Raw genomic sequence first — 22,262 nt, 5'->3', positions numbered from 1 at the left:
GCCCCTACGCGATCTTGAGATTTACCCGTTGGTCACCAGTGCCAGCATTTAGATAGCCCGCGATCGGCTTCCACTGGAATCGCTTGCGCGCCTGAGCGTGCTCCGGAGCGGCCAGCCTTGGCCGGCCCGTTGAGCAGGCAGCGCCATTGCCCAAATGAATAAGGAAACTCCCCTGTGAGTGAATTGCATACCCACCAGCTCCTGAGCGATGAGTCCGGCACGGAAACCATCGAGCCGGAAGAAACCATCATCTCCGACGAGACGCCGCACGAGATCGCGGAGAAGTCCTTCGCCGACTACAACGTCCGCGCAGACATCGTCGAATCCCTGGCCGACGCCGGCATCACGCACCCCTTCCCCATCCAGGCCATGACCCTGCCGGTCGCCCTGGGCGGCCACGACATCATCGGCCAGGCCAAGACCGGTACCGGCAAGACCCTGGGCTTCGGCATTCCGGCGCTGCAGCGCGTGATCGGGCAGGATGATCCGGGCTACGCCAAGCTGGCCGTGCCCGGCGCACCGCAGGCCCTGGTCATTGTTCCCACCCGTGAACTGGCGGTCCAGGTAGCCAACGACCTTCAAACGGCGGCGCGCAAGCGCAACGCCAGGATCACCACCATCTACGGCGGCCGCGCGTACGAGCCCCAGGTGGAGGCTTTGAAGCAGGGCGTCGAGGTAGTGGTGGGAACCCCCGGCCGGCTGATCGACCTTTTCAAGCAGAAGCACCTGAGCCTGAAGAACGTCAAGATCGTGGTGCTGGACGAAGCCGACGAAATGCTGGACCTGGGCTTCCTGCCGGACGTGGAGACGCTGATCGCGGCAACGCCCGCCGTCCGCCAGACCCTCCTGTTCTCCGCCACCATGCCCGGGCCGGTCATCGCCATGGCCCGCCGCTACATGACCCAGCCCACGCACATCCGCGCTGCGGATCCGGAGGACGAGGGCCTGACCAAGCGCGACATCCGCCAGCTGATCTACCGTGCGCACAGCATGGACAAGACCGAAGTGGTGGCACGCATCCTGCAGGCCCGCGGCCGCGGACGGACCATCATCTTCACCAAGACCAAGCGCACCGCAGCGAAGGTGGCCGAGGAACTTGTGGACCGCGGCTTCGCGGCCGCCGCCATCCACGGCGACTTGGGCCAGGGCGCCCGGGAGCAGGCGCTGCGGGCGTTCCGCAACAACAAGGTGGACGTCCTGGTGGCCACGGACGTTGCCGCGCGCGGCATCGACGTCGAGGACGTTACCCACGTCATTAACTACCAGTGCGTGGAAGACGAGAAGATCTACCTGCACCGGGTGGGCCGCACCGGCCGTGCCGGCAACAAGGGCACCGCCGTCACGTTCGTGGACTGGGACGACATGCCGCGCTGGGGCCTGATCAACAAGGCGCTGGGGCTGAGTGTGCCGGAGCCCGTCGAGACCTATTCCTCCTCGCCGCACCTCTACACCGACCTCGACATCCCCGAGGGCACCAAGGGCCGCCTGCCCCGTGACAAGCGGACCCTGGCCGGTGTCGACGCCGAAGTCCTCGAGGACCTCGGCGAGACCGGCAAGAAGAACAGCCGCGGCGGCCGCGACGCAGGCCGCTCACGCGACCGGGACGGACGGGGCCGCGGAAATACCGACGCCGGCAAGGGCGGCAGCCGTGAAGGCGGCCGCAGCAATGACTCCACCGGACGCCCGGGCGAGCGCCGTCGTCGTCCCTCAACTCCGGAGACCGCATCCGCCGCCGAAGCTGCGGCACCCGCGGCAGAGGGCGAAAAGCCCAACCGCGCCCGCCGGACCCGCACACGCACCCGCCGCCGCAACGGCGAAGTGGTGGCCGGTGCGGACAACGGCAGCCAGCCGGGCAACTCCGAGGCCTAACTGCCCTGATGACTGACACTGTTTGGGCGCCGGACGGCGGCAGCCTGGTGGTGCACGCGGACAACGCGGCGTACCTCCCCACGCTGCCGGACGGCGCCTTCACACTGATTTACGTGGACCCGCCCTTCAACACGGGCCGGCCGCAGCAGCGCCAGGAAACGCGGATGGTGGTGAACGCCGGCGGCAGCGGGGACCGGGTGGGCTTCAAGGGCCGCTCCTACGACACGATCAAGGGCGCCCTGCACCGCTATGACGACGCGTTCAGCGACTACTGGTCCTTCCTGGAACCCCGGCTCGTGGAGGCCTGGCGCCTCCTGGCCGACGACGGCACCCTGTACCTGCACCTGGACTACCGCGAGGTGCACTACGCCAAGGTGATGCTGGATGCCATCTTTGGCCGGGAGTGCTTCCTGAACGAGATCATCTGGGCGTACGACTACGGCGCCCGGGCGAAAAACCGGTGGCCCACCAAGCACGACAACATCCTGGTGTACGTCAAGAACCCCGCGAAGTACCATTTCGACAGCGCCGAGGTGGACCGGGAGCCCTACATGGCGCCCGGCCTGGTGACCCCTGCCAAGCGGGAGCTGGGAAAGCTGCCCACCGACGTCTGGTGGCACACCATCGTCTCGCCCACCGGCAAGGAAAAGACCGGCTACCCCACGCAGAAACCCGAGGGTCTGGTCCGCCGCGTGGTCGCTGCTTCGTCCCGGCCCGGTGACTGGTGCCTGGACTTCTTCGCCGGCTCCGGCACCCTCGGGGCAGTTGCCGCCAAGCTCGGCCGCAGGTTCGTGTGCGTGGACCAGAACCAGCCCGCCATCGACATCATGGCCAAGCGGCTCGGAGCGCACGCCACCCTGAGCTCCTTCCCGTCCCGCTAGTCAGGGTGTTGCCTGCCCCTTAGGGGCGGACGACGGCGGCTCCCGTACCCAGGTCCTCGATCCGCGCCAGCATCTCCGGGGCCGTGAGGTTTTCGCCGAGCAGGTTGGGCTTGCCGGTGCCGTGGTAGTCGGAGGAGCCGGTGATCAGCAGGCCGTGCCTGGCCGCGAGTTTGCGCAGGAAATCCCGGCCCTCTTCCGGATTGTCCCGGTGGTTGATCTCCAGGCCCGCCAGCCCGGCGTCGATCATCTCCCGGTAGGTCCGCTCCCCCACGATCCGCCCCCGGGAGGAGGCCACGGGATGGGCAAACACGGGCACGCCGCCGGCGGCACGGACCAGTTCAACGGCGGTGGCCGGGTCCGGTGCGTAGTGCGGGATGAAGTAGCGGGACCGGGAGGTGAGGATGGAGGCAAAGGCCTCGGACCGGTCCTCCACCACACCCGCGGCGACGAGGGCGTCGGCGATGTGCGGCCGGCCCAGGGTGGCTCCGGGCGCCACATGGTGGATCACGTCGTCCCAGGTGAGCGGATAGTCCTCGGCAAGGATGGTGACCATGCGTTCGGCGCGGGTCAGGCGGGAGTCCTTGGCCTTCGTGATTTCCTCGAGCAGCCCGGGATGGGTGGGGTCGTGCAGGTAGCTCAGGAGGTGGACACTGATGCCCTCCTCCGTCCGGCAGGAGACTTCCATGCCCGGCACCAGGGCCACTCCGTACGTGGCGGCGGCCGCGGCGGCCTCCGCCCAGCCGGCCGTCGAATCATGGTCAGTCAGGGCCACCACGTCCAGTCCCGCACGGGCAGCAGAGGCCATGACATCGGCCGGGGTCTCGGTGCCGTCGGAGACGTTGGAGTGGGCATGCAGGTCAATCCTCACTTATCCAGCGTAGTGGACCGGGAACAGGAGACCGGGGAGGCCTGTTCGCATAGCCGGGACGCTGGTGAGACGATGGTGCCGTGAACGATGCCGAAAACACCCAAAACTCTGCTTCCCAGCCGCTGGAGGACCGCGTCAACAACCGCTCCCAGCGGCCCAGTTCCAACGCCTTCAAGGCCTTCATGGCCAGCAACTGGGCGCCGTCCAGCCAGGAGCTCCCCGGGCGCGACGCCGTCGCCGGCTACGCCGCAACCCGGCGCAAGGCAATCTCGGCCCAGTTCAAAGGCGAACGCCTGGTCATCCCCGCGGGGCCGCTCAAGGTCCGTTCCAACGACTGCGACTACCGCTTCCGCCCGCACTCCGGCTTCGCCCACCTGACGGGCCTCGGGCTGGACCACGAGCCCGACGCGGTCCTGATCCTGGAACCGGTGGAAGAGGGAACGGGCGACGACGGCGCCCACCACCGCGCCACGCTGTACTTCCGGCCGCTGGCCGGCAGGGACACGGAACAGTTCTACGCGGACTCCCGCTCCGGTGAGTTCTGGATTGGGGCCCGCCCCACCCTCGAAGAGTTCGAGGCCCGGCTGGGACTGGCCACCGCGCACATCGACCAGCTGGAAACGGCAATCACCAAGGATGTGGGCGCCCCGGAGATCGGCGGCATCTCCATCCGCCTGGTCCGCAAGGTTGACGACAACATTGACGCACTGGTGGATACAGCCCGGTACAACACGGCCAGGGACCCCGAGAACCTGGACCTCGAAGTGCTCGACGCCCTGGACGAGAAACTCAGCGAAGCCCTCTCCGAACTGCGCCTGCTCAAGGACGAGTGGGAAATCGAGCAGATGAAGATTGCGGTGTCGGCCACCGTTGAAGGATTCGAAGAGGTGGTCAAGGCCCTGCCGCGGGCCCTCACGCACGCCCGCGGTGAACGCGTGGTGGAGGGGGCCTTTTTCGCCCGTGCCCGCGAGGTAGGCAACGAACTGGGCTACGACACCATCGCGGCGTCCGGCAACAACGCCACCGTGCTGCACTGGACCCGGAACACGGGCCGGATCCACGCCGGCGAGCTCCTGCTCCTGGACGCCGGCGTCGAGGCCGACTCGCTCTACACCGCGGACATCACCCGGACCCTTCCGGCCAGCGGCACCTTCAGCGACATCCAGCGCAAGGTCTACCAGGCGGTCCTCGACGCTGCCGACGCCGGATTCGCGGCGGCCCAGCCGGGAACCAAGTTCCGTGACATCCATACCGCAGCCACCACGGTCCTGGCCGAGCGCCTGGCCGAATGGGGAATCCTGCCCGTCAGCGTGGAGGAAGCCATCAGCCCGGAGGGCCAGCAGCACCGCCGCTGGATGCCGCACGGCACCAGCCACCACCTGGGCCTGGACGTCCATGACTGTGCGCAGGCCAAGCGGGAACTCTACCTTGACGGCGTCCTCACCGAGGGAATGGTGTTCACCATTGAGCCGGGTCTGTACTTCAAGAAGGAAGACCTGGCCATCCCGGAGGAATACCGCGGGATCGGTGTCAGGATCGAGGACGATATCCTCATGACCGCTGATGGCCCCGTCAACCTTAGTGCCGCCCTGCCACGCAATGCGGAGGATGTGGAGGACTGGATGGCCGGCATCTACCGGACCGAAGAAGCCTGACAGGGGCTGAAGAATCAAAGAGCGGGGGCGCGGGGATAAATGCACCGGCCCCCCGCGGTTTTTGTGGGCCCCGGTACGGACGCCGTCAGGCTCCTGGACCTCGACGCACCTGCGGTGTTACTGCCGGTGGTCGCCCCGGTGCTGGTCCCCGTCCGGACCATACTGGTTTTCACCCGGGTGCTCCGCGCCATCCTGCACGTGGTCCCCTGCCCGGTGTTCTGCTTCTGCCCGGTGTTCCGTGGTCTGTCCCATGCCCGGCTGCCCCGCTTCGGCGGCAGGGCCCTGGGGCAGGCGCACGCCGTACTGCGGGCGGCCGTCCGGCAGGTCCGGGTAACGGACGGAACGGACCGGCTGCTGGCCGCTGTGCTGCTGGCCGCCGTCGTACTGCTGCGCCGGCTGCTGGCCGGTATGCTGCTGGCCGGCGTCGTCCGGGTACCCGTGGCCTTCCTGCTCCGGCCCGTTATGGGCGGACGAACCGGAGGACCGCTGGCCGTAGGGATCGTTCCAGCCGGCGGGGCGGGCCGGGCCCTGCCCCTGCTGCTGCCCGGGCTGCTGGTGGTGCTGCTGCTGGTACGGCTGGTTGTAGTAGTCATGCTGCGTATACGGGCCGTGGCCGGATGCCGCGTCCGAGCGGGACATGGGCAACTGCTGCAGGAGCCGCCGGGCCTCGTGGGCTGCCTCCGGGGCCACGATCACGTCGTAGCTGGTGGCCACCACCTGGCTGGTGGAGGTGAAGTCCCGCTTGCCGCGCTGCATGGCGTAGGTGACGATGCCGAACAGCATGAAGAACGCCGCGCCCATCAGCACCGAGGTCATGATGGAGAAGTACCCGGGTGACGGAGCGAAGAAGGACAGCATGACGCCCACGAACAGGCCGAACCACATGCCGCTGAGCGCTCCCGACAACGCCACCCGCGGGTAGCTCAGGCGCCCCGTAACCCGCTCCACCATCTTCAGTTCATTGCCCACGATGGACACCATCTGGACCGGGAACTGCTGGTCCGCCAGGTAGTCAACCGCTTTCTGGGCGTCGAGGTAGGAAGTGTAGGAGCCTACGGTGTCACCGGTGGGAACAGCCCGGGCATCGTCCGGTCCGTTCGCGGCGCCGGCCTTGGGAGCACCAAAAATGTTCGACATAAACCCATTCTTGCCCATCAAGGTGGGTGCCGCCTGTAAATTCAGCTAAAAGAGAGCAGACTCGGTAGCCTGTAGTGGTGAGCACAACACCTACACGCGTCTTCGTGGCACGCCTCCTGGGCCTCGACGTCTTCGACCCGCTGGGCGACCGGCTGGGCCGGCTGCGTGACGTTGTTGTGCTGTCCCGGGGAACCCAGGGAGCCCCGCACGTGGTGGGCATTGTGGTGGAAGTTCCGGGCAAGAAGCGTGTCTTCGTGCCCATGACCCGCATCACCTCGATCGACCAGACGCAGATTATTTGCACAGGCCTGGTCAACCTGCGCCGGTTTGAACAGCGCGGGGCGGAAACCCTGGTGGTGGCCGAGATGTTCGACCGCCGGGTTACCCTCCGCGACGGCAGCGGCGACGCCACGATCGAGGACATCGCCATAGACCAGCACCGGTCCCGCGACTGGTTCGTCAGCAAGCTCTTTGTGCGGCGCGGCCACTCCCTGTCCCCTTTGAGCCGGCTGCGGCGCAACGAAACGTTGATCATCGACTGGGCGGACGCCCAGCAGGGGCCGCGCACCGAACCTCAGGCTGCCACCCAGTTCGTGGCCAACCACGAGGACCTCAAGCCCGCGGACTTCGCCGAGGCCCTGCAGGAAATGAGCGACAAGCGCCGCTTCGAGGTTGCCAGCGAACTGCAGGACGAACGGCTCGCGGACGTCCTCCAGGAACTGCCCGAGGACGACCAGGTGGAGATCCTCTCCGCCCTGGATGTCCAGCGCGCCGCGGACGTCCTGGAGGAGATGGATCCCGACGACGCCGCCGACCTCCTCGGTGAACTCCCCTCCGCCCAGGCAGAGGAACTGCTCCAGCTCATGGAGCCTGAAGGCGCCGAAGACGTCCGCCGCCTGCTTGAGTACGACGAGGACACCGCCGGCGGCCTGATGACCCCGGTGCCTGTCATCCTGCCCCCTGAGGCCACTGTCGCCGAAGCCCTGGCCCACGTCCGGCGCGAGGAGCTCTCCCCCGCCCTGGCGTCGTCGATCTTCATTGCCCGGCCGCCGCTGGAAACGCCCACCGGCCGATTCCTGGGCGTGGTGCACATTCAGCAGCTGTTGCGGTTCCCGCCGTTCGAGGCACTGGGAAACCTGGTGGACAAGAACCTGGAGCCGTTGTCCGACCAGGCCCACATCAGCGAAGTGGCACGGACTTTGGCGACTTATAACCTGAACTCCCTCCCGGTGGTCAATGACGCCGGCCGGCTTGTGGGGGCGGTGACTGTTGATGACGTATTGGATCACTTGTTGCCGGACGACTGGCGCGCCCATGATGGCGAAGCCCCGATAAGAAAGCTCGGTGGCCGCATTGGCTGATAACAGCGCTCCGAAGAACACCAACCAGCGGAACCTGGCCAATGCGGAATCAAAAGGCAGTCTCGACACACCTTTGAGCGCCCGTCAGCGGATCCTGCCCAAGTTCTCCCCGGACCCGGACGCCTTCGGCCACGCCACCGAGGGCTTTGCCCGGTTCATGGGCACCCCGCAGTTCCTGGTCTACATGACCGTGTTCTGCATTTTCTGGCTCGGCTGGAACACATGGGCGCCTGTCGACTGGCAGTTCGACTCGAGGGACCTGGGCTTCACCCTGCTGACCCTGATGCTGTCGCTGCAGGCCTCCTATGCGGCACCCCTGCTGCTGCTGGCGCAGAACCGGCAGGATGACCGCGACCGCGTCTCGCTGCAGCAGGACCGGCAGCGCGCCGAGCGCAACCTGTCCGATACCGAGTACCTGACCCGGGAGCTTGCCTCCCTGCGGATCGCACTGCGCGAAGTAGCAACCCGGGACTATGTCCGGGCCGAGCTGCGTTCCCTCCTGGAAGACCTCCTGGAAGCCCAGGAGGAGCTGCGCACCCACGAGGACTCCGGTCCCGGCTCGCACGAATCCCCGCGGGACAAGGTCAAGGACAAACTGCGCGAACAGCGGGACCGCCAGCGCAACCCGCGCACCCAGCAGATCCCCCGCGTTAAACCCGGCCACTCTGCCCAATGACAAGCAGGCCGACCGTCACCGGCCGGCCCGTCGCCGATACCGCACGAAAGCCGAGGCTCCGTCCATGAGCGCCCCCACAAACCCCGCAGCCACCGGCTGGTCACCACTGGTCCGTGCCGTCAACGATGCCCTGGCGACGGTCATTGATCCGGAGCTGCGCCGCCCCATCACGGAACTGGGCATGGTGGAATCCGTCCAGGTGTCCGACGACGGGAAGGTCACCGTGGCGGTCCTGCTCACCATCGCCGGCTGCCCGTTACGGGATACCATCACCGCCGATTCGCAGAAAGCCCTTTCAGCGGTCCCCGGCGTCACGGCCGTCAACGTCGAGCTCAAGGTAATGGACCAGGCGCAGCGTGATGCCCTCAAGGAAAAGCTGCGCGGGCCGGGCGGCCAGCGCAGGATTCCCTTCAACGAGCCGGATTCCCTGACCAAGGTCTACGCGGTGGCCAGCGGCAAGGGCGGCGTGGGCAAGTCCTCGGTAACGGTCAACCTGGCCACGGCACTGGCCGCCCAGGGCCTCCGGGTGGGCATCGTGGACGCCGACGTCTACGGCTTCTCCGTACCCGCCCTGCTCGGCATCACGCAAAAACCCACGCAAGTGGACGACATGATCCTTCCGCCGGTGGCCTACGGCGTGAAGGTGATTTCCATCGGCATGTTCGTGACCGGCAACCAGCCGGTGGCCTGGCGCGGACCCATGCTGCACCGGGCGCTGGAACAGTTCCTCACAGATGTCTATTTCGGCGACCTGGATGCCCTGTTCCTGGACCTTCCGCCGGGCACCGGTGACATCGCCATCTCCGTTGCCCAGCTGCTGCCCAAGGCCGAAATCCTGGTGGTCACGACGCCGCAGGCAGCGGCAGCCGACGTCGCCGAACGGGCCGGTGCCATCGCCACGCAGACCGGGCAGAAGATCGCAGGCGTCATCGAGAACATGTCGTATTTGGAGATGCCCGACGGCGGCCGGATGGAGCTCTTCGGCCGCGGCGGCGGGACGGTGCTCACGGAACGGCTCAGCGCCACGGTGGGAGCGGACGTTCCCTTGCTGGGCCAGATTCCCTTGGACATCGAGCTGCGCGAGGGCGGGGATGCAGGGGTGCCGATCGTCCTTGGCAGGCCCGGGGCTCCGGCGGCGGCCGCGCTTAACGGCATCGCCGGGCAGCTTGCCGCCAAACCGCGCGGCCTCGCGGGGATGAAGCTGGGTCTGCAGCCCCGCTGAGTGGGCCGCCTAAGTGGCTTCGGTGTCGAACGGGGCGGTCTCGCCCGGGGCGAGCCGCTGGACTACCCTTTCGGGCCGGTGGGGGGCGGCATCTGCTGCGGCCGCAGCACCGGAAACGGCAGCCGCCGCGGCGGGGGCGCCTGCGCTGACAGGCTTGGTGTCGTCGTCGAGCAGTGCTTCCTTGATGATGCGCCGGGGATCGTACTGGCGGGGATCGTACTTCTTCCAGTCGACATCGTCGATGTCGATGCCCACTTCTTCCTTGATTTGCTCACGGGCACCGTTGGCCATCCGGCGGACTTCCTTGACCAGGTTCGCCAGCTTCTGGGTATATTCCGGCAGCCGCTGGGGGCCGATCACCAGCACGCCAATGATCAGCAGAAGGATGAACTCCGGGCCGTTGATTCCAAACACTTTAGGAAGATTACCCTCTCCGGGCAGCGAGTGACGATTCCCACCCGGCGGGCGGGTAAACAGTCCGTGTCATTGGGTGAACAGGGCCGCGATCTTGTTGATTCCGCGCTCCAGCCGTGCATCCAGGGGTTCCGCGGCCTGCCCTTCCGGCCGGTCCGGGACGGCTGCCGCGACCCCCTCCGCCGCGGAATCGGCAAGCCGCTTGAGGATGGGCATGGCATCGTCGGCCTGCTCCGCGGGCAGGTCGGAGCGGTACGTGATGGTGAGGCCTGCGGCCCGGTAGGTGGCGGACCACTGGGAGGTGCCCGGCACCTGCACCGGTCCACCCTGCTGGCCCGGGTCGCTCTCCCCCTCTGCAACCCCGTGAACCACGGGGGCCTGGCCTGCTGGTTCATTGGTGACAAGGTGCTGCTCCGTGACAGTGGCGTGGTGTGCGCCGTCAGTGAGCCTCAGCTCAACTGCGGGCTCCCCGTTAACCACCAGCGCACGTGCCGCTTCCAGATGGAATCCCATGGCCTGCAGGTCCGGACACGCCCATCCTTCAGAACGCAGGGTGGCCAGCTGCGCGGCGGTCAAGGTCCGGCCGTCAGCGGGGGTCTGTGATGAGACATGCGAAAAAGCGGCCTCGGTTCCCGCTGGTTCGCCGGCCCCGGGGTCCCCGGCTGCCGTGAACGCCCCCACGGCCAGCACGCCGGCCGCGGCCACGGTTCCGCCGGCGGTGAGCGCAAGGGCCCGGGCGGCCATGCGGGAGGTGACACCCTGGTGCGCCGCCACCGGGGCGGCCGGCTGGGCTGCCAGTTCGTGGGTCCGGGCCAGCAGCCGTGCCGTCAGGTCCTGGCTGGCGGGCGGAATGGGAGCCTCCCGCAGGCGCTCAAGGTACTGCCGTTCCCGGCGCACGGTGGCGGCACACTCCTGGCAGGCCTCAAGGTGGCTGCCGGTGCGCTGATGCCTGCCGCCGAAAGGAAACTGGGACTTCATATGCCGTTCAGAGGATGCCGGCGATGCGGGGCATCGAAAGCTTGCGGCGGGACTGCTGCGGGCGCGGATCGCGGTGGGCCAGCTTTTCGCGGAGCATGGTCCGTCCCCGGTGGATGCGCGAACGGACGGTGCCCAGCTTAACGCCCAGGGCCTCGGCGACTTCGTCGTAGGAGAGCCCTTCAAGGTCGCACAGGACCACCGCGGCACGGAAGTCCGGCGGCAGTTCCTCCAGCGCGGCCTGCACGTCCAGGTCCAGGTTGTTCAACTCGAAGCTCTGCTCCGGGCCTGGCTCCCGGCCTGGCAGCCGGGACTCCGCGTCCTCCGCCAGCGCGTCGAAACGGATGCGGGTCTTCCGGCGGGCCTGGTCAAGGAACAGGTTGGTGGTGATGCGGTGGAGCCAGCCATCGAGGGTTCCGGGCTTGAAGTTCTCCAGCGAACGGAACACGCGGACAAAGACCTCCTGGGTGAGGTCCTCGGCGTCGAACTTGTTGCCGGTCAGGCGGTAGGCCAGCCGGTAGACCTTCGCGGAGTGGTTGGTGACCACTTCTTCCCAGGTGGGACGGACCCACTCATCATCGGGATTGTTTACTGCAGGGACAGGTGCCACAACTGAAGATGACATCGTCCACTCCCCTCGTGGAATGCTAACGCCCGGATACTGTTGACATCTCTGATTCGGCGCCGGTCACCTTTTGGATGAGCGGATACCAATCATTTCAAACTTGGCTGGGAATTTCCTGATCGGGCGCAAACTTCAGCCGTCGGCGCAACGCCTGCTTCCCTGCCCGGCCCGGCCGGACACAGTAGGCTGGAGGAGACATTCCCCCTTTACGCCCAGAAAGCGATTATTCATGAGCGCCGACAAGTCCAGCAGCTGGTCCTATGCAGAAGATCTGCCCGCTGAGGATGAGGTTATGCTTCGGGCCCGGGAACGTTCTTTTGAATTGGGCGTCAGCGCCATCAGTCCCGGCGTGGGCGCGGTCCTCACGGTCCTGGCCGCTGCGTCAAAAGCGCAGACGGCGGTGGAGATCGGCACCGGCGCCGGCGTCTCCGGCGTCTGCCTGCTGCGGGGCCTTGGCGCGCATGCTGTCCTGACCACCATCGATGTGGACGTGGAGCACCTCCGGGCTGCCCGCGAAGCGTTCGCCGAGGCCGGCAGTCCCGCCAACCGGACCCGCACTATTTCCGGCCGCGCGGGCGACGTCCTCCCCCGGCTCACGGACGGCGCCTATGATCTTGTCTTCATTGATGCGGACAAGCCCGGACTCCCCGGCTACGTGGAACAGGCCATCCGGCTGCTCAAGCGTTCGGGCCTGCTGGTCATCAACGATGCCCTGGACAAGGACAAGGTGGCCAACCCTGCGGGGCGCGAGCCCAACACGGTGACCCTGCGGCAGGTGGGCAAGGCCATCCGGGACGACGACAGGCTTGCTTCGGCAATGCTTCCCACCGGGGACGGCCTGCTGGTGGCCGTCAAGAAGTAGTCGCCGCATAAAGGTCAGGGTGCGCAGCCCGCGGGCTGCGCACCCTGACCGGCACGACTATTCGGTAACGCCAACCAGGCATTCCTTGAGGTTTGCTGCCTCGGCCGCGTTCAGTTCGACCACCAGGCGCCCGCCGCCTTCGAGCGGGACCCGCATGATCAGGCTGCGGCCCTCCTTGGTGACTTCCATTGGGCCGTCGCCGGTGCGTGGTTTCATAGCCGCCATGAGGAATTCCCCTCCATTTTGTCCCAGGACTAATCAGCCCGGGCGGGCTGTGTCCGCATGTCGATCAGGCCGCTGTGGCGGGGTGGTTGGACCACCGCCGAGGCTGCGCGTTTTCTGAATGCTTTTGTCCTTGCTTACCTATCATTATCGCGGAATTACCCGCACGTAGCTAATCGATGGACATTTCCCGGAACGTGTCATTCCCGCCCTGACCTGCGCGAAAGCCCGTTTTGCTACGGCGGGTAATCGCCTCCCCCGGGCAGCTGTGCCCACGCCCACAGCCACACGATCCAGACGATCTGCAGCAGCAGGAACATGGCCACCACGGTCCCCCGGTACGCCCTGGACCGGGACAGGAACACCGCGCCCAAGGCCAGCGGAAACAGCGGCAGCAGCATCCTGAACGTACTGGTCTGGGGGTGGAGGAACGCCAGCAGGTAGCCCATGTAGCAGGCACACCAGAGCCGCAGTTCGACGCCGAGCCGCACCACCGGGGGCAGGAACAGCATCACGCCGAACAACGCCGCGAACACCAGGGGCGCGAGGACGCCCAGCACAGGACCAAAGAGGTCGACGCCGGCGTCGAACCACGGCTTGAAAGGCACCAGGTCGCGGCCCCGCCAGACGGTTTCGGTTTTGGTGTACGCCTGCAGGTCCCCGGTAGCCGCCCATGCCGCAGCCGGCCAGGCCAGCGCGGACAGGCCTGCGACGGCGGTGAGCCCGGTGAGTGCCCCCAGGTCCTTGACCGAGTGGGCATTGTCAGCCGGAGCCCGTTGCCGCCCGCGGCGGACATTTGCGGCGGCGTGGAAGACCAGGAGCAGCCCCAGCATGACGGCGAAGGGAACGCCCACGGGCCTGGACAGGCACAACAGGACCACTACGGGGGCGGCCCAGAGGTACTGGCGGCGCACCACCAGGAGCAGTGCCCCCGCGAGCAGCAGGAGGGACAACGGCTCGGCGTAGGGCACCTGCAGCACAGCCGAGACGGGGAAGACCGAGAAGAAGGCAACACCCCACATGGCGGGTGCGTGCGGGGCCTTCTGCCGGAAGAGTGCGTACACCGCCAGCGCAGCACCCCATCCGGCCAGCATGGCGACCAGCGTGAGCGCGGCGGCCGGGTTCAGCCCGGTAAGGCGGCTGAGTCCGCCGGCCAGTGCAGGAAAAAGCGGGTAGAAAGCCCACGTGTTTTCCTGGACGTTACCGGCGGCGTCCGTGGGAAGGACCGACGGGTAGCCGTTGGCGATGACCTGTGCGTACCAGCGGGCGTCCCAGATGTTGATGAAGTTCCAATAGTCCGGCTTTGGCGGAAACCAGGGGTTGGGGCCCTGGTGGAGCGCCGCGGCCATGAAGATGCAGGCTGTTACCAGCCTGGATCCGCCGTACAGTGCCGTGACCTGGAGCCACCATGGCCACCCGCGGACGGCGGACGCAGCCCGGTGGGCCATATTGCCGGCAGAGGCCAGCGGGCTGCGGCGGGCAACTGTGCTCACAGGCCGCCCTTCCGCGGGGCAGCGTCCTCATGGACCGCCTGGTTCCCGCCCTCTCCGGCGTCCGGCACTTCCGGAGCCGTGCCGTGGGCCGGGAGCCCGTCGTCGTCCGGCTGCCGCGTACCGGCGCCGGTTTGCACCTCCGTGGCGGCCAGCCGGTCCCGCAGTTCGGCCAGTTCTGCGTCGCGTGCCGCCAGCTGGTCCCGCAGTTCGTCCAGGACCTGGTCCACCTGGTCCATCCGGTAGCCGCGCAGGCCCAGCGAGAAGCGAAGGCGGGTCACGTCCTCCGGAACGGCGCGCTCCGGCAGCAGCACCGGCGGCAGGTTGGCCGGCGGCTCTTCGAAACCGCCCAGCAGGACGGGCAGCGCCGCCCCGTCCGGCTTGCGGGAGCGCCGGCCCAGGCCGGCCCAAAGGACCGCCGCCACGAGGACGACGGCAAGGAAAACCAGAAAGAAGCTCACTGTTCCATCGTGCCAGACCGGTGGCGCCAACCGCGGCCCGCAGCTACTCCGGCCGCTGTTCCCCGTTCAGTGACGGGGTCACGGCGCCGCTGAGGACCCGGTCCACAGCTTCCGCGGGGTCATCGACCAGCTGGATGAGGTCCAGGTCCTTCTCGGACACCATGCCCTCGGCCACCAGTGTTCCCCTGATCCAGTCGATCATCGGCCCCCAGAAGTCGACGCCCAGGAGGACGATGGGGAACGACGTCACCTTCCGGGTCTGGACCAGTACCATGGCCTCGAACAGCTCATCCAGGGTGCCCAGGCCGCCGGGCAGCACGATGAAGCCCTGGGCATATTTGACGAACATGGTCTTGCGGGCGAAGAAGTAGCGGAAGTTGATGCCCAGGTCCACCCACTGGTTCAGGCCCTGCTCGAAGGGCAGTTCAATGCCGAGGCCCACCGATACGCCGTTGCCTTCCACCGTTCCCCGGTTGGCCGCCTCCATGGAACCCGGGCCGCCGCCGGTGATCACGGCGACTCCGGCTTCGGCGAGCTTGCGCCCCACCTCCACGCCCATCTCGTAGTACAGGCTTCCGGGCTTGGTGCGGGCTGAGCCGAACACGCTGACCGCCTTCCCGATGTCCGCCAGCGCGCCGAAGCCCTCGACGAATTCGCTCTGGATGCGCAGGACCCGCCACGGGTCGGTATGGACGAACTGGCCGGGGCCTTTCGTATCGAGCAGATGCTGGTCCGACATTTCCACGGCCGCCTGCTTGCGGCGCAGTTCGAGGGGCCCCTTACGGCGCGGCTGGGAATTCTTGGCCGGATCTGCGTTGATGCTCATTCCCCTAGGCTAACCTCCAACTCCAGGTATCTCTTGAATCACGATCAGCATGAACTTGGGGTGATTGGCGTCATAACCCCCGGTTGTTCGCTAGATTCTTTCCTATGACTACTCATGTGCCCGGCGATGCTCTCGTCTCCCTGAACGCCGTTAACAAGCATTACGGCCAGCTGCACGTTTTGAAGGACATCAACCTCCAGGTCCGCAAGGGCGAGGTTGTTGTGGTCATCGGGCCCTCCGGCTCCGGTAAGTCCACCCTCTGCCGGGCAATCAACCGCCTGGAAACCATCGAGGGCGGAACCATCAGCATCGACGGGAAGGTCCTCCCCGAGGAAGGCAAGGAACTTGCACAGCTCCGCGCCGACGTCGGAATGGTCTTCCAGTCGTTCAACCTGTTCGCGCACAAGACCATCCTTGAAAACGTCACCCTGGGGCCGATCAAGGTCAAAGGCGCCTCCAAGGCGGCAGCGGAAAAGGACGCCATGGCGCTCCTGGAACGGGTGGGCGTGGGCCACCAGGCGCCCAAGCTGCCGGCCCAGCTCTCGGGCGGCCAGCAGCAGCGCGTTGCGATCGCCCGTGCCTTGGCAATGAAGCCGAAGGTGATGCTGTTCGACGAGCCCACGTCAGCGCTGGACCCCGAAATGATCAACGAGGTCCTGGACGTCATGGTCCAGCTCGCCAAGGAAGGCATGACCATGATCGTGGTCACCCACGAGATGGGCTTCGCCCGCAAGGCCGCCGACCGCGTGGTCTTCATGGCGGACGGCCAGATCGTGGAGGACGCCACCCCGGAGGAGTTCTTCACCAACCCGAAGAGTGACCGGGCCAAGGACTTCCTGTCCAAGCTCCTCACCCACTGACTTACCGAACAACCACACTTCAGATCGTATCCAGGCCGGAAACCCGCGGCCACCAATGAAAGGAATGTCATGAAGGCATTTATGTCCCGGCGAAAGTCCTTCGTCGTGGCGGCTACCGCTGCCCTCGCACTGTCGCTCAGCGCCTGCGGCGGTGGAGACTCAGGCGGCTCCAGCAACCCGAGCCCCGTTGAGAAGCCGTCGTTCGCTGCCGGAACCACCATGGCGAAGCTGTCCTCCGCCGGCACCATCAAGATCGGCACCAAGTTCGACCAGCCGCTGTTCGGCCAGGTGGGCCTGGACGGCAAGCCCGTAGGTTTCGACGTCGAAATGGGCAAGCTGATCGCCGCCAAGCTGGGCATCCCCGCGGACAAGATCGAATGGTCCGAGACCGTTTCCGCCAACCGCGAGCCCTTCATCGAGCAGGGCAAGGTTGACCTGGTCATCGCCACGTATACCATCAGCGACAAGCGCAAGCAGGTTGTCGACTTCGCCGGCCCGTACTACGAAGCCGGCCAGGCCCTCATGGTGAACAAGGACAACGACACCATCAAGAAGCCCGAGGACGTCAAGGGCAAGAAGGTCTGCTCCGTCACCGGTTCCACCCCGGCCGCCACGATCGTGGACAAGTACGGCGCCGAGCTCGTCCCGGCCGCCACCTACTCCGCCTGCCTGGAGCCGCTGCGCAACAAGCAGGTTGAAGCCGTGACCACGGACAACGTGATCCTGGCCGGTTTCGTTGACAAGGAGCCGGACGCCTTCAAGCTCGCCTCTGACGAAACCTTCACCAAGGAGCCTTACGGCATCGGCCTGAAGAAGGGCGACACCGAGTTCCGCAACTGGATCAACGATCAGCTCGAATCCTTCGAAAAGGACGGCTCCTACAAGAAGGCCTGGGAAGCCACTGCAGGTTCGGTCATTAAGACCGCCCCCAGCCTCCCGGCCATCAACCGTTACTAAGTAGCGTCCGCCGCGCCGCCGGGGCTGTCCAGCAGCCCCGGCGGCACAGCCGTTAATCCGTCCACGCTTACAGCCGAAGGATCTTATGGACGTCATCTTTGAAAACCTGCCCCTGTACTGGGAAGGTTTTCTCCGCACTCTTTTTCTCTCTGTCGTTTCCGGCATTTTCGCGTTGATTCTTGGCACCCTGCTGGCCGCGGCACGCGTCTCCCCGGTGGCGGCGCTGCGCGGTTTCAGCACCGTGTACGTAGAGGTACTCCGCAATACGCCGCTGACCATCGCGTTCTTCTTCGCAGCGGTGGTACTCCCTCGGATCGGGGTCAAATTCGAGCAGTTCGAGATCGCTGCCATCATTGCCCTCAGCACCTACACCGCCGCGTTCATCGCCGAAGCTGTCCGCTCAGGTGTCAACAGCGTGCCTGTCGGCCAGGCCGAGGCAGCGCGCAGCATCGGCATGAAGTTCGGCCAGGTGCTCTCGCTCATCATCCTCCCCCAGGCCCTGCGGACGGTTATCCCGCCGCTGATCAACATCCTGATCGCGCTCGTCAAGAACTCTTCCGTGGCCGGCGCCTTCTTCGTCCTGGAGCTGTTCGGCTACGGCCGCCAGCTGGCCAACGCCAACGGCGACGCCGTCATCACCGTCCTGCTGGGCACGGCGTTCTTCTATCTGCTCCTCACCGTTCCGCTGGGAATCCTCGCCAACACGGTGGAACGAAAGGTGGCGATTGCCCGATGAGCTCGGTTCTCTACGACGTCCCCGGACCCAAAGCGCGCCGGGTTTCCCTCATTGCCTCCATCATCGGCGGTCTGCTGATTCTCGGCCTGCTGGCCTGGGTGGTCACGATCCTCGCCCAGCAGGGCATCTTCGAAGCGCGCCGCTGGCAAATCTTCACCCGCGGCGACGTGTGGCAGCTGCTCGGTAAGGGGCTGGGGTCCACGCTTTCCGCAGCCGCACTGGCGGCAGTCATCGCGTTCCCGCTGGGCCTGCTGCTGTGCCTGCTCCGCATTTCGGATGCCGCATTCATCCGGATTCCCATGAGGATCATCCTGGAATTCCTCCGCGGCATGCCCGTGGTCCTCATGATGCTCTTCATCCTGCTCGGGTTCGGCACCTCGGCGTTCATCGCCGTCGTGGCCGGCCTGGTGCTGTACAACGCTGCGGTCTTTGCCGAGATCATCCGCGCCGGCATCCAGTCCCTGCCCAAGGGACAACGGGAAGCCGGCCTGGCCATCGGCCTCACCAGCTACAAGTCTCGTATGCTGATCGAGCTGCCGCAGGCGATCCGCCGCATGATGCCTTCCCTCGTGGCGCAGATGGTGGTGCTGCTGAAGGACACCTCGCTGGGCTACATCGTGGCGTACGGCGAGCTGCTGCGCGCGGTGCAGGTCATGGCGGACTTCCTGGGCACGCAGTACCTGTTCCCCATCTTCTTCGTGGCGGCGGCCATTTACATCGCCATCAACATCTCGGTTTCGCGGCTTGCCGTATGGATCGAGCGCCGCGGCTCCAAGAAGGCCGCCGGCGGCATGGCGAAGGCCGAACCCGACGTCCTGGAAGCTGCGGCTCCCTAGACTTCCAAGCTGCATCAGGTGCTCCAACAAGAAAAGGTCCGGAATTCCCGTGGGGAGTTCCGGACCTTTTCGGTTACTGGCCGTCAGCCAGCGAGCCAGCTTTGCAGCGCGGCGAGGCATTTGCGGACGGCATCAGCGTGGACGTGCTCGTTGTCCTTGTGTGCCAGCAGTGCATCGCCCGGGCCGAAGTTCACCGCCGGGATGCCCAGCTCACTGAAGCGTGCGACGTCGGTCCAGCCGTATTTGGGCTTGGGCTCGGCTCCCACGGCGGCAACAAAGGAGGCGGCAGCCGGGTGCTGCAGGCCAGGACGCGCTCCCGCGGCGGCATCGGTGCGGACCACGTCAAAGCCCTCCAGCAGTTCCCGGACGTGGGCTTCGGCCTGGTCCGGCGTCTTGTCCGGGGCGAACCGGTAGTTGATTTCCACCACGCAGCGGTCCGGGATGACATTGCCGGCAGTGCCGCCGTTGATCTTTACCGCGTTGAGGCTTTCCCGGTAGTCAAGCCCGTCAACGTTAATGGTCCGCGGTTCGTAGGATGCCAGGCGGGCCAGGATGGGGGCTGCTGCGTGGATGGCGTTGCTGCCCATCCACGCCCGCGCCGAATGTGCGGCCTCGCCCGCCGTGCTGGCCTCGAACCGGCTGGTGCCGTTGCAGCCGCCCTCCACCGTTCCGTCCGTGGGCTCCAGCAGGATGGCGAAGTCTCCCTGCAGAAGGTCTCCGTGGTTGCGGACCAGGCGTCCCAGGCCGCTCTTGACCGCTTCCACTTCCTCGTGGTCGTAGAACACAAAGGTGACGTCCCGCTTGGGCTGCGCGCCGCCGTCGAACATTCCTGCTGCCAGCGCGAGCTGGACCGCCACGCCGCCCTTCATGTCGGTGGCTCCGCGGCCAAAGAGGATGCCCTCGCCCGGAACGCCGGACTCCCAGCTGGACGGGACAGTGCCCCTGGAACCTTCAGTCAGCGGAAGCGGGACCGTGTCCAGGTGGCCGGCGAGAATCACGCGCTCACCCAAGCCCAGTTCCGTGCGGGCAATGATGGCGTCACCGTCGCGCACCACGGTGAGCTGGGGAATCTCCCGCAGGGCCGCTTCGACGGCGTCCGCGAGCTGCTTCTCATTGCCCGACACGCTGTTGATGTCCATGAGTGCCGCGGTCAGCAGCGCAACGTCCTGGTGCAGGTCAAGGGGGGACACGGAAGATTCAGGGGCGGTTTCAGCAGTCACGAAGCCAGTCTAGTTCGAACCGGCGGCCCGGCCCTCGATAGACTGGAGCACATGACTGAGACTGCTTCCTCCGCCGTGCCCGAAACCCTGACCTCCAACGCTGATGACCGTTCCGCCTATGGCTTTGGTGTGGCCACCGTTGCCACCGCCGGCAGCGGCACCACGGTCCTGGACGTCTGGTTCCCGGCACCGGCACTCGGTGTTGCGGCCGAGGACCTCCGCTCGGTGGAAAACGCCGACGAAGCCCTGACCGCCATCGCTGAGAACGGCGCAGACCAGGACCGCGGCACGGAGCAGAAGGTGGTCTTTGTCCAGGTCAACCTCGACGAAGCCCCCGCCGACACCGCGGACGCCTACCTCCGGTTGCACCTTCTCTCGCACCGCCTGGTCCAGCCCAACACCATCAACCTGGACGGCATCTTCGCCAAGCTCCCCAACGTCGTGTGGACCAACTTCGGCCCCGCCGCCGTCGAGGGCTTTGAACTGACGCGCGCCAAGCTGCGCCGGCGGGGCGCTGTCACCGTCTACGGCATCGACAAGTTCCCGCGCATGGTGGACTACGTGGTACCCAGCGGGGTCAGGATTGCCGACGCCGACAGGGTTCGCCTGGGTGCGCACCTTGCCGCCGGCACCACCGTCATGCACGAGGGCTTCGTGAACTTCAACGCCGGAACCCTGGGCACCTCCATGGTGGAGGGGCGCATTTCGGCGGGCGTCGTGGCCGGTGACGGCAGCGATGTGGGTGGCGGCGCCTCCATCATGGGCACCCTGTCAGGCGGCGGCAAGGAAAAGATCACCATCGGCGAGCGTGTCCTGCTCGGTGCAAACTCAGGTGTGGGCATCAGCATCGGTGACGATTCGGTAGTGGAAGCCGGCCTCTACGTCACGGCCGGCACCCGTGTCCGCGTTCCGGGCCCCAAGGACGAGGTGGGCGAGGACACCACCAAGATCGTCAAGGCCGCCGAGCTCTCCGGCGTCCCCAACCTGTTGTTCCGCCGCAACTCCACCACGGGCGCGGTGGAAGCTCTCCCCCGCAAGGGCCAGACCGTGGAACTGAACGACGCCCTGCACGCCAACTAGTCTCTTCGTGGCACCTCTGTCTGTGGCGCGCAGGCGCGGCCTGCGCCGCCTGGCGGTGCTGCTCCTCACCCTGGCACTGGCAGCGGGAGGCATTTACACGGCGGTGTACTTCGTGCAGCGTTCCGAGACCCTCGTCTCGGAACGCTGCACAGCCACGGCCGGCGGCCGGACCGGGGAACTGGCGCCGGACCAGGCGGCCAACGCAGCCCTGATCACCGCCGCGGCCGTCCGGCGGGGCCTCCCTCCGCGTGCCGCCACCATTGCCCTGGCCACTGCCATGCAGGAGTCCAAGCTGCGCAACATCGGCCACGGCGACCAGGCCGGCCCTGACTCGCGGGGGCTCTTCCAGCAGCGGCCGTCCCAGGGCTGGGGCACCGAGGCCCAGATCATGGACCCGTACTACGCCGTCAATGCCTTCTATGACGCCCTGGTGAAGATCCCCGGGTACGAGGCGCTGGACATCACTGACGCGGCCCAGCAGGTCCAGCGTTCCGCCTACCCTAAGGCCTACGCCCAGCATGAGGAGATGGGCCGGGCCTTCGCTTCCGGGCTGACCGGACAGACCCCCGCGGGTGTCCAGTGCACGCTGCGTTCCCCGACGGCGGGCGGGAATTCAACAACAGTGGTGACGGAACTGGACCAGGCTTACGGCGGCGTGGATGCGCAGGTGGACGGCGCCACCCTGGTGGTGGACGCGGACGGGGCACTGGCGTGGTCGGTGGCGCAGTGGGCGGTTGCGAATGCCAAGAACCTGGCGGTGACCAAGGTGGAAGTTGCCGGCCGCAGCTGGGACCGGCCGGGCGGGGACGGATGGCAGGCGTCGGGGGCCGCCGCCGGGCAGGTGCGCATCACCGTACGGCAGGACGACGGCGGCACGTGACGTCCCGCCGTCGTCCTCCCTGCAGGGGCTAGCGGTCTAGCGTCGCTGGCGCGCCGTGTTCGGAGAAAGTTTGCGGCTGCCTCGCCCCGGGCTCTGGCCGGGGATGAGGTTTTGGGCAGATCATGGAGGTGTCTGCCGCGGTGGACGCC

At 66.7% G+C, this 22,262-nt stretch carries 23 protein-coding genes; 13 read left to right on the top strand and 10 right to left on the bottom strand.

The window, feature by feature from the left end:
* Window positions 1-174 precede the first annotated feature (174 nt).
* Together ACWRN3_RS05170 and ACWRN3_RS05165 are read left to right on the top strand one after the other, a co-directional pair.
* Window positions 175-1,869: a DEAD/DEAH box helicase gene (locus ACWRN3_RS05170; RefSeq protein ID WP_324642523.1), complete on the top strand. Its 1,695-nt coding sequence runs from the start codon at window positions 175-177 to the stop codon at window positions 1,867-1,869.
* An 8-nt stretch (window positions 1,870-1,877) separates the two neighbouring features.
* Window positions 1,878-2,750: a DNA-methyltransferase gene (locus tag ACWRN3_RS05165; protein WP_476740021.1), complete on the top strand. Its 873-nt coding sequence runs from the start codon at window positions 1,878-1,880 to the stop codon at window positions 2,748-2,750.
* A gap of 19 nt (window positions 2,751-2,769) precedes the next feature.
* Here ACWRN3_RS05165 and ACWRN3_RS05160 read toward each other — a convergent pair whose 3' ends face one another.
* The gene (locus ACWRN3_RS05160) at window positions 2,770-3,618 is read right to left on the bottom strand and encodes a PHP domain-containing protein (RefSeq protein ID WP_476740020.1); all 849 of its coding nucleotides are present in this window, start codon (window positions 3,616-3,618) and stop codon (window positions 2,770-2,772) included.
* A gap of 80 nt (window positions 3,619-3,698) precedes the next feature.
* Here ACWRN3_RS05160 and ACWRN3_RS05155 point away from each other — a divergent pair, with 80 nt between their 5' ends.
* The gene (locus ACWRN3_RS05155; protein WP_476740019.1) at window positions 3,699-5,273 is read left to right on the top strand and encodes an aminopeptidase P family protein; all 1,575 of its coding nucleotides are present in this window, start codon (window positions 3,699-3,701) and stop codon (window positions 5,271-5,273) included.
* A gap of 117 nt (window positions 5,274-5,390) precedes the next feature.
* Here the strand turns inward: ACWRN3_RS05155 and ACWRN3_RS05150 are convergent, their stop codons facing one another.
* Window positions 5,391-6,410 (bottom strand): YflT domain-containing protein, encoded by a 1,020-nt coding sequence (locus tag ACWRN3_RS05150; protein WP_255172724.1) that lies wholly within the window; start codon window positions 6,408-6,410, stop codon window positions 5,391-5,393.
* A gap of 77 nt (window positions 6,411-6,487) precedes the next feature.
* Between ACWRN3_RS05150 and ACWRN3_RS05145 the strand changes: the two genes are divergently transcribed.
* The 3 genes from ACWRN3_RS05145 (at window position 6,488) to ACWRN3_RS05135 (ending at window position 9,669) form a co-directional block, all read left to right on the top strand.
* Window positions 6,488-7,771: a magnesium transporter MgtE N-terminal domain-containing protein gene (locus ACWRN3_RS05145; protein WP_026265667.1), complete on the top strand. Its 1,284-nt coding sequence runs from the start codon at window positions 6,488-6,490 to the stop codon at window positions 7,769-7,771.
* Window positions 7,755-8,447 carry a DUF1003 domain-containing protein gene (locus ACWRN3_RS05140; protein ID WP_255172726.1) on the top strand — a complete coding sequence of 231 codons (693 nt, stop codon included), beginning with the start codon at window positions 7,755-7,757 and terminating at the stop codon, window positions 8,445-8,447. Before ACWRN3_RS05145 ends, ACWRN3_RS05140 begins: the two co-directional genes overlap by 17 nt.
* A gap of 64 nt (window positions 8,448-8,511) precedes the next feature.
* On the top strand, window positions 8,512-9,669 hold the full coding sequence (locus ACWRN3_RS05135; protein WP_476740018.1) for an Mrp/NBP35 family ATP-binding protein: 1,158 nt from the start codon (window positions 8,512-8,514) through the stop codon (window positions 9,667-9,669).
* 9 nt (window positions 9,670-9,678) lie between these two features.
* On the opposite strand, the gene ACWRN3_RS05130 is transcribed toward ACWRN3_RS05135, so the two are convergent.
* The 3 genes from ACWRN3_RS05130 to sigE form a co-directional block, all read right to left on the bottom strand.
* Window positions 9,679-10,083, bottom strand: a complete 405-nt coding sequence (locus ACWRN3_RS05130; protein ID WP_476740017.1) for a twin-arginine translocase TatA/TatE family subunit — start codon at window positions 10,081-10,083, stop codon at window positions 9,679-9,681.
* Between the two features lie 69 nt (window positions 10,084-10,152).
* Entirely contained in the window at window positions 10,153-11,061 is a 909-nt protein-coding gene (locus tag ACWRN3_RS05125) for an anti-sigma factor (RefSeq protein WP_476740016.1), read from the bottom strand.
* A gap of 7 nt (window positions 11,062-11,068) precedes the next feature.
* Window positions 11,069-11,683, bottom strand: a complete 615-nt coding sequence (gene sigE, locus ACWRN3_RS05120) for an RNA polymerase sigma factor SigE (protein WP_159631489.1) — start codon at window positions 11,681-11,683, stop codon at window positions 11,069-11,071.
* Between the two features lie 229 nt (window positions 11,684-11,912).
* Here sigE and ACWRN3_RS05115 point away from each other — a divergent pair, with 229 nt between their 5' ends.
* The gene (locus tag ACWRN3_RS05115; protein WP_159631488.1) at window positions 11,913-12,545 is read left to right on the top strand and encodes an O-methyltransferase; all 633 of its coding nucleotides are present in this window, start codon (window positions 11,913-11,915) and stop codon (window positions 12,543-12,545) included.
* Window positions 12,546-12,602: 57 nt separating this feature from the next.
* Here ACWRN3_RS05115 and ACWRN3_RS05110 read toward each other — a convergent pair whose 3' ends face one another.
* The 4 genes from ACWRN3_RS05110 to ACWRN3_RS05095 all read right to left on the bottom strand — a co-directional run bounded on the left by ACWRN3_RS05110 (window position 12,603) and on the right by ACWRN3_RS05095 (window position 15,544).
* A complete protein-coding gene (locus ACWRN3_RS05110; RefSeq protein ID WP_009357720.1) occupies window positions 12,603-12,770 on the bottom strand; it encodes a DUF3117 domain-containing protein in 168 nt (55 codons plus the stop codon).
* A gap of 233 nt (window positions 12,771-13,003) precedes the next feature.
* Window positions 13,004-14,260, bottom strand: a complete 1,257-nt coding sequence (locus ACWRN3_RS05105) for a hypothetical protein (RefSeq protein WP_476740015.1) — start codon at window positions 14,258-14,260, stop codon at window positions 13,004-13,006.
* Window positions 14,257-14,718 (bottom strand): DivIVA domain-containing protein, encoded by a 462-nt coding sequence (locus ACWRN3_RS05100; protein WP_324642532.1) that lies wholly within the window; start codon window positions 14,716-14,718, stop codon window positions 14,257-14,259. The genes ACWRN3_RS05105 and ACWRN3_RS05100 overlap by 4 nt, the downstream gene beginning before the upstream one ends.
* 43 nt (window positions 14,719-14,761) lie before the next feature.
* Complete coding sequence (locus ACWRN3_RS05095; RefSeq protein WP_255172732.1) at window positions 14,762-15,544, bottom strand: LOG family protein; 783 nt, start codon at window positions 15,542-15,544, stop codon at window positions 14,762-14,764.
* 104 nt (window positions 15,545-15,648) lie between these two features.
* Here ACWRN3_RS05095 and ACWRN3_RS05090 point away from each other — a divergent pair, with 104 nt between their 5' ends.
* The 4 genes from ACWRN3_RS05090 to ACWRN3_RS05075 all read left to right on the top strand — a co-directional run bounded on the left by ACWRN3_RS05090 (window position 15,649) and on the right by ACWRN3_RS05075 (window position 18,933).
* A complete protein-coding gene (locus tag ACWRN3_RS05090) occupies window positions 15,649-16,404 on the top strand; it encodes an amino acid ABC transporter ATP-binding protein (RefSeq protein WP_056334619.1) in 756 nt (251 codons plus the stop codon).
* Window positions 16,405-16,473: 69 nt separating this feature from the next.
* On the top strand, window positions 16,474-17,361 hold the full coding sequence (locus ACWRN3_RS05085; RefSeq protein ID WP_141159890.1) for a glutamate ABC transporter substrate-binding protein: 888 nt from the start codon (window positions 16,474-16,476) through the stop codon (window positions 17,359-17,361).
* An 85-nt stretch (window positions 17,362-17,446) separates the two neighbouring features.
* The gene (locus ACWRN3_RS05080) at window positions 17,447-18,097 is read left to right on the top strand and encodes an amino acid ABC transporter permease (RefSeq protein ID WP_018768597.1); all 651 of its coding nucleotides are present in this window, start codon (window positions 17,447-17,449) and stop codon (window positions 18,095-18,097) included.
* On the top strand, window positions 18,094-18,933 hold the full coding sequence (locus ACWRN3_RS05075; protein WP_018768598.1) for an amino acid ABC transporter permease: 840 nt from the start codon (window positions 18,094-18,096) through the stop codon (window positions 18,931-18,933). Before ACWRN3_RS05080 ends, ACWRN3_RS05075 begins: the two co-directional genes overlap by 4 nt.
* 83 nt (window positions 18,934-19,016) lie before the next feature.
* Here ACWRN3_RS05075 and dapE read toward each other — a convergent pair whose 3' ends face one another.
* Window positions 19,017-20,153, bottom strand: a complete 1,137-nt coding sequence (gene dapE / locus ACWRN3_RS05070) for a succinyl-diaminopimelate desuccinylase (protein WP_476740014.1) — start codon at window positions 20,151-20,153, stop codon at window positions 19,017-19,019.
* A gap of 51 nt (window positions 20,154-20,204) precedes the next feature.
* Between dapE and dapD the strand changes: the two genes are divergently transcribed.
* Both dapD and ACWRN3_RS05060 read left to right on the top strand, forming a co-directional pair.
* Window positions 20,205-21,233 carry a 2,3,4,5-tetrahydropyridine-2,6-dicarboxylate N-succinyltransferase gene (gene dapD, locus ACWRN3_RS05065; RefSeq protein WP_324642535.1) on the top strand — a complete coding sequence of 343 codons (1,029 nt, stop codon included), beginning with the start codon at window positions 20,205-20,207 and terminating at the stop codon, window positions 21,231-21,233.
* A 22-nt stretch (window positions 21,234-21,255) separates the two neighbouring features.
* Entirely contained in the window at window positions 21,256-22,113 is an 858-nt protein-coding gene (locus tag ACWRN3_RS05060; protein ID WP_476740186.1) for a transglycosylase SLT domain-containing protein, read from the top strand.
* The last annotated feature ends 149 nt before the right edge of the window (window positions 22,114-22,262 follow it).

The organism is Pseudarthrobacter sp. rb (assembly GCF_056389225.1).
This window is presented reverse-complemented; position numbering and strand designations above follow the sequence as displayed.